Consider the following 14,051-nt stretch of genomic DNA (forward strand, 5'->3'; position numbering starts at 1 on the left):
CCTAATGAATAATTGGCCCGATGATTATTGTTGGCGTATTGATCGCTGAGCTTGTAATATTGCTCCGCTACAAATAGCTCTTCTTTCATCCAATGAAGATCTCCAATTCCGATGTTGTAGCCCGATATTAACTGTGCGTATGAGAAAAAGCCCCCTCGGGCAAAAAATGCTATGGTAACAATCGTTCCCATAATTAGAACTGTGCCGTAGGGAAAGTTTATAGGGCGATACATAATCGAGTATACTCGCTGATTTTCCAGTAGCGGCTGAATAAAGTTCGCTATTAAATAGATCAAAAAAACCGAACTGTAACCGACCTGAGTGTAAACTATAGCATCTTCCAGACTCTCGAGTAGCGGATCATTACCTTGCCAGGAGAGAAATGCAACCGTGGCCAAAGTAACAATAGCTAATGTTAAATAGAAAAAACCACCCAGCGGCGCAAAAGGAAATAAATGCTTATACTGAAACTCCCGATCCTTGAAACCCCATATACCAATAATACCCAAAACGGATAATAGCCAAAAAGCGTCAATGTAGATGATATCCCAGGCGATTGTTCCAATATTCTTCAGAAGTAAAAGCGTGAGGTTTAGTAAATAGATTGCTGAAAGCGCGAAAATATGAAGCAGACTATTCGAGCTTTGCGGAGTATTATTTTGGGTAGTTAACTTAACAATGAAACTAATTACTTCATGACCAACCAGAACAATAAATAAAATGCTTAAGATAAGGGGTACCCACAAGCTATGGTAGGCAAGTGTGAGGAATGGATTAGAAACTTGGGCAAACAATTCTATTAGTAATCCGAACAAAGCAGTGGCTCCGGCAAATGTCAGCAGTCGGGCTAGCAAACCTACGTTGGAATTAATTAATTGAAAGTAGGCAGTAGGTACTAAAAACAATCCGAAGGCTACTATTACTCCGAACTTTTGAGTTTGACCAAACCAAAGTAATTGTTCAAACTGAAACAGAAGTATGAGACCTAGCAATAATAGTACTCCTACGTAGTACCAGAACCTATCCAGTGCAGAAAAAATAGTGAGCAAAATAATCCAGCTTAAGGCAACTATTATGAGTAATGCGTACGCCCCGGTTGATGAATGATGGATACTACTGCCTATAAAGGTTTCCAGTACAATACTGTAATTAAGATCATACGAAAAAGAGAATAACCCTACCGAAATGGGGTTCTGGGCAACGGGTACTTCCTTTAGTTCTGATATTCGTTCCCAAAAGACCAAATTATGTATTCCCTGGGGGTAATAAATAGCGAAAGCGGCTACGGCTAGTAACAATACCGCTAAGAGGAATAAATATATGTTTCGGCTGGTGGGATGCCAGTTTTGCCAAAACTTTGAGTCATTCATACCCTGGTTGTTTTACTCAAATCTGCAATTTTTTTATACATTTAAATACCGAATGTATGGTAATACATCAAATTTAATCAAAGCATTTCTGGTTAAGCTTTGGAGGGTTAAATTTATCGGTATAGGATATATTCTGCTTTATTATTAATACGCTACCCCTCGCTAATTATTCTGCATTCTATAATTTTCAAATGGCTGTATCCTTAACACTATAATTGTTTTATATAGCTAGAATTTGAGCAAGAAAAAAAGGGAGGGAGTTCAATACTCCTTCCCTTTCTATTTAAAGATTTTATACCGAAAGAAAATTACATACTATCAAGCTTACTGTTAATTTTTTCAGCTTTATCATTCATCTCTAGCCGCTGGTATACAGTTGCAAGCGTTTCCAGCACTTTTTGATTATCCGGCTCAAGAGATTGAGAAGTTTCTAAATAAGGTAATGCCTTTTCAAAGTAACTCTTCGCTTCAGCTTCAATAGCTTCCCCTTTCTCCTGGTATTCTTTCAAATCCATATCGTTAGCTTCAGCTAGAATATCGGCCGCTTCGTTATAGTAGAAAGCCGCTAAGTTAAAATTGGCATCGAAGTATTTCGGATCTTTTTCGATCGCTTTCTTGTAGCTTTCAATAGCTTGCTCGCTATCATCCATCTGCTCGTACAAATAGCCTTGATTATAATAAAGCATGGGATTATCAGGTTCAGCATCAACAGCTTTGGCTAGTTTTTGCTTGGCTTCATCGTACATCTCATTATTAATGAGCATCGTAATTTCCCGCTTCAAAAATTCGGGATCTTCTGGAAATACATCTTGTGCTTTTCGCAAATACTCTAAAGCCTTTTCTTCATCTTTATTTTCTACTAAATAGATGTAAATTAAGCTATTATAGAAATCTTTACTGGTGTAATCTAGCGAGTCCACTAAGTAAGCGTAGTTTTCGGCAGCTGCTGACATGTTTCCAGCTTGTTGAGCTGAAATTCCGCCGTAGATGTACGCTGTGGTATCATCAGGCATAGCCATTTTTGCTACGTCAAATAATTTAATAGCCTCGTCGTAACTTTGCGCAGAGTATAAGCTTGCTCCATTATTAACGGCATTCGCCCATACTTGCTGAACCTGCTGATCAGCTTGAACCGCATACAGTGAGTTTTCTTTTTCAAGGTCTTTCACTTTACGATAGGCCATCAACGCTTTCTCGTAAGGTTCATCAACCTGCACAGATTTGGTTGAATCGGTAGCAATCGCTAAGTAGACATCACCGTAGGTATACCAGGTTTTGCCATCATCTTTGGTTTTTTCATCGTTAATTGCCGGATCAATTAATTGTTTAGCTTCGGCTAGCTCGCCTTTTTCAAGGGATGATTGAGCTTTACGAACATTCTTCGCTTGCCCAAAAGTTAGTATAGGCAAAGCAATTAATGTTACAAGTAGTAATTGCAATTGTTTCATGATACGTAGTAAAATTTAAATAAGAAAAAGTTTTAACTGCTTAATTATTTTCCTCTTCAGACGTTGGTTTATCGGTTGATATATCTTTAATCTTTTCTTGAACCTCTTCTTGAATTTCGGTTGGAATATCGTCCTCGATTTCTACTTTAGTAACCGAAGCTATGGAGTCATCGTCACTTAATCGGATGAGACGTACTCCCTGAGTAGCCCTTCCCATCACTCGCAAATTAGAAACCGGGGTACGGATCATAATGCCCGATTTGTTGATTATCATAAGGTCATCTTGGTCAGCTACCTTCTTAATACTAACCAGTTTACCCGTTTTGGATGTAACATTCAAGGTCTTCACGCCTTTTCCACCCCGACGGGTAATACGATATTCATCAATGTTAGATCGCTTTCCGTAGCCATTTTCGGAAACAACTAGTAGCGTTTTGTCATCGCTATCATCAAAGCATACCATTCCAACAACCTGATCTTCATTGTTGTCCAAACTAATACCTCGAACACCGGCCGCATTTCGTCCCATCGGGCGGACTTCATTTTCAGGAAAGCGAATGGCTCGTCCGGATTGTACAGCTAGTACGATTTCCGATTTACCATCGGTCATATTTACATCTAGCAGGCGATCGTTATCGTTGATCGTGATCGCATTAATTCCGGTTATGCGCGGACGCGAGAAGGCTTCTAAGACTGTCTTTTTAACGGTTCCATTCACCGTACACATCACTATGTGTGAGTTATTAATGTAGTCCGGATCATCTAAGTTCTTTACGTTTATAACTGCTCTTACTCCATCAGTTGCCGGAATATTAATTAAATTTTGGATAGCTCGACCTTTAGCCGTTTTACTAGCTTCGGGAATTTCAAAGACCTTTAGCCAGTACACTCGGCCCATTTCTGTAAAAATGAGCAGATAGTTGTGCGTATTGGCAATGAACAAGTGTTCAGTAAAATCACCATCTTTAGCCGAAGCACCCCTTGAGCCTACTCCCCCTCGGGCTTGGGAGCGGTATTCATCAATATGATTCCGCTTAATATAGCCTTTGTGCGAGATGGTGATGACCATAGGCTCATTGGGTATTATATCTTCAATACCAATATCCTCCGCACTGTGTACAATTTGAGTGCGCCGCTCATCTCCGAACCGTTGATCTAATTCATCTAGCTCATCTTTGATAATGCCCATTCGCAAATCACGATTAGCCAGCACCTCATTGTAGTAGGCTACCTGCTTTAGCACATCATCGTACTCACTTTCTATTTTTTCCCGCTCCAACCCAGTCAGGCGCTGTAGCCGCATATCTAGAATAGCCCGAGTCTGAATTTCAGTAAGCTCAAACTCCTTCATCAAACTGTTACGAGCCGTTTCCGGATCGCGCGAACCACGAATAATCTCAATAACCCGATCGATATTATCTAGAGCAATCAGATAGCCTTGCAGCAGATGGGCTCTACGCTCTGCTTCTCGTAATTCAAATTCTGTCCGCCGTACTACTACATCGTGGCGATGCTCTACGTAATAGCCAATTATCTGCTTTAAATTCAAGGTATACGGACGACCTTTTACCAGCGCAACATTATTTACACCGAAGGAAGACTGTAGCTGCGTATACTTAAATAGGTTGTTTAATACTACATTAGGAACAGAATCCCTCTTTAGATCATAGACAATACGAAGGCCCTTACGATCCGACTCATCGCGAATGTCTGAAATGCCATCAATTCGCTTATCATTTACCATAGCGGCCGTCTTCTCAATCATAGAAGCCTTATTCACCTGGTAGGGAATCTCTGTAACCACAATCTGAGGCTTACCGGTTTTGCTTTCCGTTATTTCAGCTTTCGCCCGCATTACTACCCGACCCCGTCCGGTTTCAAAAGCAGATTTGACCCCTTGGTAGCCGTAGATAATGGCTCCAGTGGGGAAGTCAGGGGCCTTTACAAACTGCATTAACTCCAGTATGGTAATATCTTCATTATCAATGTATTGCTTAATTCCTTCAATGACTTCTGAGAGGTTGTGCGGAGGCATATTCGTGGCCATTCCTACCGCAATTCCTGAAGTACCATTTACCAGAATGTTAGGAAGCTTACTTGGTAAGCACACCGGCTCTTTGAGTGAATCGTCAAAGTTGGATTGAAAATCTATGGTGTCTTTATTGATATCACCCAGCATTTCTTCGGCAACACGCTGTAGGCGAGCTTCTGTATAGCGCATAGCTGCCGGCGAGTCTCCATCAACGGAACCAAAGTTACCCTGACCATCTACTAGCATGTAGCGCAAAGACCAGTGTTGAGCCATCCGTACCATTGAATCGTATACTGAAGTATCACCGTGGGGGTGATACTTGCCTAGTACTTCTCCGACAATACGGGCCGATTTTTTATGAGATTTAGCGTGCGTAAGTCCCAAATCTAGCATGCCATATAGCACTCGACGGTGAACCGGCTTTAACCCATCACGCACATCGGGCAACGCCCGCGAAATAATGACCGACATCGAGTAATCGATGTACGCTCCTCGCATTTCATCTTCAATATTTATCGGAATAATATTTTCCTTATTGCTTTCGGCCATGAGTCGTTAAGAATGTAGGTATGGACGTTTAAACTAGCGGGCAATTTACAAAAATTAAGTGAATGCCTCACTAAAAGGTACATGAACCCACTAGAAATAGGCTACTTTTTCTTCTTTCGAAAAATTTGTTTCCGCTTTGCCTGCCTTTTTCGCTTAGTTTTAACCAACTCCGGATAAAGCTCTCCAATCTTCGGGTCTTGCTTTTTCCAGAAGGGTTGCCCTCTTACCTCACGCCGCTTACCGGTTTTAGGATCGGTCACGTAGTGTCTCATCTGGGTTTTGTCGGCCTTAATGGGTGAGCGGGGCATATCCGGATAATTGATACTCACCCCTAAGGTTAGAAAAAAAGAAGAGTTACGATGGTCAAATACGGTAGTTGGGCCAGCGGGTAACAGCAAATTGTAACTCTTAAACTCATAGGCCGGACGTAGAAACACGCGAAAGTATTCGGAAAACACTTTTTCTATGGTAACCCCCACATTGAAGAAGGGAGAAGCTTCAGTCAGCCCTTTATCAAACCCATTACCCATTCTTATAACTCCTGCCTGAAGATCTACTCCGAAGGCATTGTCGTAGTATTCGTAAACGCTGTAGCCCAGCATGCCGTAATAACGAATCTGGGTGGTACTGAAAGAAGACTGACGCGGAAAAAAAGATCGAAAATCTTCCGGCTGCGGTGGGTGCGCCCGATGGAAATCAGCTGATATGCCACCGCCAATACGAAGCCGATAGAGATTAAAATAAATTGACAGATTAATCGGAATGTTAAACCCGCCCCCCCGCATACTGATAGACGAAGAATCGCTTGTTACCAGTGCTAAACTGTCAGCGTTACTGGGTATAGTCAGAATTGCAGGAGTTACTCTATTGAACCAATTAGCGTAAGCGGGAATAGTGCCACCTTCCCCATTAGGATAAATGAACGATCCGTTAGAAGTGCGAACGTAGTTGTTATTGGTTAGTGTATGTCGATAAAATGTACGTCCGTAGCCCGAGCTTAAATTGACCGAGAACTTGTTGAGGAATGCTCGCAGTGGATAACTTGATCGATCATCTTGACCCATTGACTCAAACCCCGGTTGGGCTAAGGCAATGCAAGACGCACCAACAAACAACAAACTAATAATACACCTGAGTACCATAATTAGCTAATTTGCCAAAAGTGTTGCTATTCTGGCTAATTACAATTTCTTTTCCAAATTGTAACGAAAATACTAGTCTTTGCATATGCAAAGTGCTTTTTTTCCTAAGATTAAGCTGAATCTTTTACTTTAGATAAAGCATTATAAATCATTGTAATTCAATAGTATAAACATGAAAAATAAAATAAATAGCGTAGCAGTTGTAGGAGCAGGAACTATGGGAAATGGCATCGCTCACGTGTTTGCTCTACATGGATTTACCACCGTAGTGGTGGATATCAACCCCAAACAATTAGAGCAAGCTCAGCGCACTGTAACCAAAAACTTAGATCGGCAACTAGCCAAAGAACTAATTTCCGAAGAAGAAAAGAAGGCCGCTCTTAAAAATCTTGCTACCTCAACATCACTATCCGAAGGTGTATCTTCGGCTGATTTAGTAATTGAAGCAGCCACTGAAAATCTGGATATAAAGAAAGAAATTTTTCAAGCCATTGATCAAGCCTGCAAGCCAGAAACCATTCTTGCTACCAATACTTCATCTATTTCAATTACTAAGCTAGCTGCTGAAACCAAGCGGCCCACTCAGGTTATTGGGATGCATTTTATGAACCCAGTTCCCGTGATGAAGCTGGTAGAAATCATCAATGGCTATGCAACTAGCCCTGCCGTTACATCGCTAATTCAGCAGACAGCGGAGCAATTGCAGAAAATTCCGTTAGTAGTGAATGATTATCCGGGCTTCGTCTCCAACCGGATTTTGATGCCGATGATTAACGAGGCAATCTACACGCTTTACGAAGGAGTAGCTGGGGTTCATGAAATCGACCAAATTATGCAGTTGGGTATGGCCCACCCAATGGGTCCACTCAAACTAGCTGATTTTATTGGCCTAGATGTTTGCCTTTCTATTATGCGCGTACTTCACGAAGGGTTTGGTAACCCCAAGTACGCCCCTTGTCCGCTGTTAGTCAATATGGTAGCCGCCCAGAACCTAGGCATTAAATCTAAGGAGGGTTTCTACGATTATCAGGAAGGCCCCAAGTCACAAAAAATATCCAGTCAGTTTGGTGGAAAGGGGTAGTCTATTCGTACTTTCGCTGGGTGAAAATCAGAGCACTTCTTTTATCTGCCTTAGTTCTTTCCATAGGCTTGGTTCCCTGTAGCGAATCATTTGCAGTTAGCAACTCACCTAGCTGTTGTCTGGATCATGAGAGCTCTGAAGAATCCGATCATACTGATGCATGTTCCCCCTTTTGCGTTTGCCACTGCTACCCTACTTTTGCTATATTTAATTTACCGACTTACTCAGGAGACTTTATTTTTCTGAAACTTCAACTTTCGGAAGCACCCTTTCATTTCATCGAGCGATTCTCATTCGATATTTGGCATCCGCCCCGGTGTGATTAAGTACATCCTAGATTACTTATTTAAATCTCTCTTATTAATCATTCGGATACCAAATGAAGTATATCATATACGGAATGTTGTGGCTTAGTGCGACCACAGCCTACAGCCAAAATACGTTTACAGCCCAAGTTTCAGATGCGTTGACCAACGAGCCGTTGCTTGGTGCTACTGTAAGAATTAATGATCAGGGATCTGTGACTGATAGCAACGGACTGGTAGACATCTCAGGAATTCAGGCCGATACAATTGACGTGATGGTATCTTACGTTGGATATCAGCCGTTTCAACAAACTTATATTTTCCCATTATCCGGTAGGCAACAAATTGCTTTGGAAGCAGAAGAAGCATTGGAAGAAGTGATTGTAACTACTACCCGTAGTAGTCGGTCTATTGATGCAATTCCTACCCGAATAGAAGCGATTACTTCGGAAGAGCTAGAGGAAAAAGCGATGATGCGATCATCCAACATCGCAATGGTTTTACGAGAGAGTACAGGCATTCTAATGCAACAAACGTCGGCCAGCTCGGCTAACCAAAGTATCCGAATTCAGGGGTTAGATGGTCGCTACACACAAATATTGAAAGATGGTTTTCCGCTCTTCGGAGGTTTCTCCAGTGGATTAAGTATTATGCAAATTCCGCCGCTTGACCTTCGGCAGGTAGAAATTATAAAAGGCAGCAATTCTACTTTGTTTGGCGGGGGAGCTATTGCCGGATTAGTGAACTTAGTGACTTACACACCGCAGGACGGAGATAAACTGCGTTTGATGTTGGATCAGACTCAAGCGTTGGGTACTACGTTTAATGGGTTCTACGCTAAACGATTTAACAAGTGGGGTATAACAATGTACACCTCGGCTAATCGGCAGCAGGCGTATGACCCAAACAATGATGACTTCAGCGACATCCCTCAGATCAGAAGTTTAACCCTCACCCCTTCATTATTCTACTACTTTAATAATCGCTCAACACTTCGTCTGACGCTTAATGGTACAATAGAAACTCGTACAGGGGGCGATATGCAAATAATTGAGGGGAGTCCCACTGGAATTCATCAGTTTACGGAAAAAAATGAATCAGATCGATTTTCTTATCAGCTAACCTATCAGAACCAACTGGCCGAGAACAAATCGTTAAATATTAAAAATAGCCTAACTTACTTCGACCGAAATATCGAGGAGCCCGACTTTGCTTTTGCTGGCAAGCAGTGGTCTTCTTTTAGTGAAGTAGCCTACAACATTCGTAACACCACATCCACTTGGATCACCGGATTAAATTTTTACACCGATACGTTTGATGAGCTCCCTTTTGACTCGTTGGAAAGGGATTATAGTTACACCACACTAGGTGCCTTTGTTCAAAATACCTGGAACATTTCTACTCTATTTGCTCTGGAGAGTGGATTTCGGCTCGACTATGATTTTAACTACGGTTTATTTGCTTTACCTCGGGTTTCGCTGCTTTCTCAAATTAATGAAAAATGGTCTGCCCGAGTTGGCGGCGGGCTAGGCTATAAGCTGCCAACTATTTTTAGTGAAGAGGCGGAGAACCTAACCTATCAAGGAATACTCCCAATTAGCACCAAAGAAATGGAAGCCGAACGCTCGGTAGGTGTCAATTTCGATGTAAACTATAAAACTGCTTTGGGCAATAACTGGACTTTCTCCATCAACCAACTTTTCTTCTATACGCAACTTAATGAAGCACTAGTATTCAGAGAGAATAATAGCGAACAATACTTCTATGAAAATGCTGATGGTCCGGTAGCCAGTCAAGGAATTGAAACTAATGTTAAGCTTACGTATCGGGATTTCAAACTGTTCGCCAACTACGCGCTGATTAATACCCGACTAAAATACGATAACCTAAACCTGCAAAAACCTTTAACACCCAAGCACAATATTGGCGTAGTGCTAATGTACGAAGTAGAGGATAAGTGGCGCATTGGCTACGAAGCGTACTACACCGGAAGTCAGTTTAGGAGTAACCGAACTCAAACCAATGACTTTTGGATTATGGGATTAATGATGATGCGAAAAATGAATCGCTTGAGCCTATACGTTAATTTTGAGAACTTTACCGATACGCGCCAGCATCGGTTAGAACGATTTGATATTGATCAGCACATTAAACCAAATTTTCCGGAAATATGGGCACCTACCGATGGACGTGTTATTAATGCCGGGGTAATTTTGGAGCTATAGAATCGGGTTAATTACAGTACTCGTTGAGTGCTTCTTCGGCTTCGGGAACGTTTAACGATTGAGCCACACGAATATCGCCGCATCCGGCACTTTTCTTTCCTTGGTAAACTTTTAAAGCCCCTCGGTATAGATAGGCCTCACCATAATCCCCATTTTTGCTAATTGCCTGATCGTAAGCCTCCATTGCTTCCTGCGTTTCACCTAATTTATGATGAGCGCGCCCCTTAAGAAAAAACACTTGAGGGTTGCTCTGAATAATTTCTGAAGCTTTAGAAAAATAGAAGGATGCATCCGCATAATTTTTCTCTCGGAAATGATATTTACCAATACTCAACAGTGAATTAGCATGCTTAGGATCAATTTCTATCGCTCTTTCGTAATTCTCCAAGGCCTTTTCAATCTCCCCTAATTCTTCGTAGGCTCTACCTTGGTTATATACCGACGTTAGATCTTCCGGATTATATTCTAAATAGGCGTCATACTGCTGAATAGCTGCCTCATATTTTCCCTGTTTAAACAGTTTGTCTCCCTCTTTCGATTGATTATCGCCGCAGGCGCAGAGAATAGAAGAAAATAGAATGGAATAGAAAAACAATTTCATGTCTGATACTGGCTTAGTTTTTAACTCTTGGATTGAAACTGGGAGGCGGATTTGATTAAACCGCTACTTGGTGGTCGCGTAATGCCTGGTTTAAAGAAGTCTTTCGGTCGGTGCTTTCTTTACGCTGACCAATAATTAACGCACAAGGTACCTGATAATTACCTGCAGGAAATTCTTTTGTGTACGAACCCGGAATTACTACCGAACGGGGCGGAACTTCTCCTTGGTAGATGACAGCACTGTCTTGCGTAACATCAATAATTTTTGAGCTGGCAGTAAGCGTAACGTTCGCGCCTAGTACCGCTTCTTTCCCAATACGAACTCCTTCCACTACAATACAGCGGGAGCCGATGAAAGCGTGATCTTCTATAATTACCGGAGCTGCCTGTACGGGTTCGAGAACACCACCCAGCCCTACTCCACCGCTCAAATGAACGTCTTTGCCAACTTGAGCGCAGCTTCCTACCGTTGCCCAGGTATCTACCATTGTGCCTGAGCCTACGTATGCCCCAATATTTACGTAAGAGGGCATCATAACAACCCCTTTTGCTAAATGAGCACCGTAGCGAGCAATCGCGTGCGGAACAACTCGTACACCGAGCTTTTCGTAGCCGGTTTTCAATTTCATTTTATCATGAAACTCGAAGGGACCAACTTCTAGTGTTTTCATTTTCTGTAACGGAAAATAAAGTATTACGGCCTTTTTTATCCAATCGTGAACAATCCACTCATCATTCTGGGGTTCGGCTACTCGCTTTTTCCCCATGTCCAGATCGGCAATAGTAGATTTTATCGCTATTTTTACGTCTTTATCTTGTAAAAGCGAACGGTCTTCCCAAGCCGCTTCAATCATTTTTTGAAGTTCCATAAATTAGATTTCCTTCAGTTTAAAGTAAAGGGCAGAAATTGTGAAAAAAAATGTTGGGGCAATTGTATCAGTGCTAAAGCCGGTGGATGATATACGAATGTACCATAAGATGGCGCAGTCGCTCGTTCGTACTGGCAAATTTTCGGTGAATATACTAGGATTTTACTCAAATACACATTCCGCATTTACTGATATAAAATTTCATCCGATCTTCCGGTTCAACAATCAAAGTTTTAACCGATTAACTGCAAATCCCCGTATTTTTTTGCGACTTCTCAAGATCAAGCCAAACTTTATTATTGTCAATACACCCGAACTGGCACCGGCGGTTTTACTGTATTCACTATTTTATGTTCATGTAAAAGTGTTCTACGACATACGAGAAAATCAATCTCGCAATATCGCTCATCACCACAGCAGAAGAAAAAAATTAAGAAAATGGCTGGCCAACTTTGTGGAGTTTTTAGATCGACAGTTAGCGATTCGTTCTCAACGGTTGTTTATAGCTGAACCTGGATATCTTCAGGAACAACCTTGGCTCAAAAGATATCCTCACTTATTGTTGGAAAACAAGGTGATAGCCAAACCCCGCACCAAGTACCCGGCAACTAATGCCCCCATTACGTTAGTATATACCGGAACCATCAGTACTGTTTATGGCATTTGGGATACCCTTCGTTTTGCTGGATCACTGTATCATGCTTTAGAAGGTAAATTAAGATTTATGCTGATAGGGCACGTTACCCAAGTAGAAACGTACCGAAAGCTTACCACTGAACTATCGGCCAAGCCTTGGGTAATTCCTACCATTAGCTTGCGCCCAGTGCCTCACCATCAGCTTTTAGCAGCGATGCAGGAAGCTCACTTTGGCGTAGTTAGTCATCAAATTCTACCCAGTACCGAAAATTGCTTTCCTACCCGAATTTGGGAATATATGCATTATCAATTACCCTTCTTTTTGCAGGATCATCCGCTTTGGGTAGACTACTGTCGACCTCATCAGTGTACTATTCCTATTGATTTCTCTCAAGAATGTTGGCCGATGGATGAAATAGTAGATAAAGTGAAGAACACGGGTTTTTATCCTTACGGAAAACCGGTTAGCATTTATTGGGAAGAAGAATCGTTTGTATCAGCCATTGAACAAGCACTTCAAGGTTAGGTCAGCCGCCATTCTTTAATCGTGGAAATAGCCTGATGAGCCGTCATGTCGTACTGACAAGGAACCACCGAAACATAGTTGTTGGCAATCGCCCATTCGTCATTATCTTCTCCCGTATCGAAATTGACAAAATTTCCGGCCATCCAAAAGTAGCGTCGGCCGTAGGGATCATGCCGCTGATTAAATTCCTCCTGCCACTTGGCATCCGCCTGTCGGCAGATTCGTATTCCTTGAATGGGTTCTTGCTGTTTATGAGGAAAGTTCACGTTAAGCGCAATCCCCTTCGGAAATTCATTTTCCAGTGCGGATTTAGCGATTCTACGAACATACTCGGCAGTATGAGAGAAGTCAGCATCCGCATCAAAGTCACATAAAGAAAAACCGATTGACGGAAATCCTTCAATTGCCCCTTCTACTGCTGCCGACATGGTACCCGAGTACAGCACACTGATAGAGGTATTGCTACCGTGATTAACTCCACTCACGACCAAATCAGGCGGCTGATCTTTGAGCACAAAATGTTTACCTAGTTTTACACAGTCAGCGGGGGTTCCGGAACATTTATACGCACGTACCTCTTCAAATAAGTCTGTCTCGGTAAGCCGCAGTGGTTCCCCAATAGTAATGGCGTGCCCCATGCCTGATTGCGGGCTATCCGGAGCTACTACTATTACTTCCCCCAGATCTTTCATAATATCAATCAGAAAATGAATTCCTCGAGATGAAATTCCATCATCATTGGAGACAAGAATTAGCGGTTTCCCCATTAGTCACTTTATTAGGAATTGAGCAAAGAATTATAGTAAGCAGTCACTCGCACCAAATCACGCTGTCGGTCAGGCTTTAGTCTATTCTTCTTAATATACTTTTCTACCTTCGCCTTATTTTTGGGAAGCATATCGTATAAATCGTCTTTCTTTTGAGAAAAATACTGAATCTCGCCATCCCGAGTCAGAAAATAATACTGATAATCCAGCCGAAATCGGTTCATCATCTGATTACCAAACATAAAGGGATCATACATTGCAGTTGACTGCTGTACAACCTCTTCCCGGCAAAGTAGCGTCAGCGTGTTTTCATAGAGTACTTCAAATAGCCGAGGAGTCTTATAATCACCGGTTACTTGGTAGGGTAATGCGTAAAATTCTCGGTAACGACCGTATTCAGCGTCATAAATTTCAAAGAATACAATCTTCCGGGCACTATATGTTTTAATAGTGTTATTGCTACTAAACTGAATAATATCTGCTTCTAAATTATACTTAATT

Annotated in this window: 12 protein-coding genes; 4 read left to right on the top strand and 8 right to left on the bottom strand. The window is 41.9% G+C overall.

The window, feature by feature from the left end; translation table 11 throughout:
- From WBA23_RS12075 to WBA23_RS12090, 4 genes are all read right to left on the bottom strand, one after another.
- The coding region (locus WBA23_RS12075) for a hypothetical protein (RefSeq protein WP_424582533.1) at window positions 1-1,370 on the bottom strand (1,370 nt) is incomplete at its 3' end.
- A 308-nt stretch (window positions 1,371-1,678) separates the two neighbouring features.
- The gene (locus WBA23_RS12080) at window positions 1,679-2,818 is read right to left on the bottom strand and encodes a tetratricopeptide repeat protein (RefSeq protein WP_424582534.1); all 1,140 of its coding nucleotides are present in this window, start codon (window positions 2,816-2,818) and stop codon (window positions 1,679-1,681) included.
- 40 nt (window positions 2,819-2,858) lie between these two features.
- Window positions 2,859-5,399, bottom strand: a complete 2,541-nt coding sequence (gyrA, locus tag WBA23_RS12085) for a DNA gyrase subunit A (protein ID WP_424582535.1) — start codon at window positions 5,397-5,399, stop codon at window positions 2,859-2,861.
- Between the two features lie 101 nt (window positions 5,400-5,500).
- Complete coding sequence (locus WBA23_RS12090; RefSeq protein ID WP_424582536.1) at window positions 5,501-6,541, bottom strand: hypothetical protein; 1,041 nt, start codon at window positions 6,539-6,541, stop codon at window positions 5,501-5,503.
- Window positions 6,542-6,725: 184 nt separating this feature from the next.
- On the opposite strand from WBA23_RS12090, the gene WBA23_RS12095 reads away from it, so the two are divergent.
- From WBA23_RS12095 to WBA23_RS12105, 3 genes are read left to right on the top strand one after another with little or no spacing between them, the layout of a single operon-like run.
- On the top strand, window positions 6,726-7,622 hold the full coding sequence (locus WBA23_RS12095; RefSeq protein WP_424582544.1) for a 3-hydroxyacyl-CoA dehydrogenase family protein: 897 nt from the start codon (window positions 6,726-6,728) through the stop codon (window positions 7,620-7,622).
- Window positions 7,623-7,642: 20 nt separating this feature from the next.
- A complete protein-coding gene (locus WBA23_RS12100; RefSeq protein ID WP_424582537.1) occupies window positions 7,643-7,948 on the top strand; it encodes a DUF6660 family protein in 306 nt (101 codons plus the stop codon).
- A 53-nt stretch (window positions 7,949-8,001) separates the two neighbouring features.
- Complete coding sequence (locus WBA23_RS12105) at window positions 8,002-10,152, top strand: TonB-dependent receptor (RefSeq protein WP_424582538.1); 2,151 nt, start codon at window positions 8,002-8,004, stop codon at window positions 10,150-10,152.
- Window positions 10,153-10,159: 7 nt separating this feature from the next.
- On the opposite strand, the gene WBA23_RS12110 is transcribed toward WBA23_RS12105, so the two are convergent.
- A complete protein-coding gene (locus WBA23_RS12110) occupies window positions 10,160-10,753 on the bottom strand; it encodes a tetratricopeptide repeat protein (RefSeq protein WP_424582539.1) in 594 nt (197 codons plus the stop codon).
- A 55-nt stretch (window positions 10,754-10,808) separates the two neighbouring features.
- Window positions 10,809-11,621, bottom strand: coding sequence for a 2,3,4,5-tetrahydropyridine-2,6-dicarboxylate N-succinyltransferase (locus WBA23_RS12115; protein WP_424582540.1), 813 nt, complete (start codon window positions 11,619-11,621; stop codon window positions 10,809-10,811).
- 40 nt (window positions 11,622-11,661) lie between these two features.
- Between WBA23_RS12115 and WBA23_RS12120 the strand changes: the two genes are divergently transcribed.
- Window positions 11,662-12,783, top strand: coding sequence for a hypothetical protein (locus WBA23_RS12120; RefSeq protein WP_424582541.1), 1,122 nt, complete (start codon window positions 11,662-11,664; stop codon window positions 12,781-12,783).
- Here WBA23_RS12120 and surE read toward each other — a convergent pair.
- Both surE and WBA23_RS12130 read right to left on the bottom strand, forming a co-directional pair.
- Entirely contained in the window at window positions 12,780-13,550 is a 771-nt protein-coding gene (surE, locus tag WBA23_RS12125) for a 5'/3'-nucleotidase SurE (protein ID WP_424582542.1), read from the bottom strand. The two genes, WBA23_RS12120 and surE, sit on opposite strands and share 4 nt — an antisense overlap.
- A gap of 11 nt (window positions 13,551-13,561) precedes the next feature.
- The coding region (locus WBA23_RS12130) for a hypothetical protein (RefSeq protein WP_424582543.1) at window positions 13,562-14,051 on the bottom strand (490 nt) is incomplete at its 5' end.

Source organism: Tunicatimonas sp. (genome assembly GCF_049647865.1).
In the GTDB taxonomy this organism is placed as follows: Bacteria; Bacteroidota; Bacteroidia; order Cytophagales; family Cyclobacteriaceae; genus Tunicatimonas.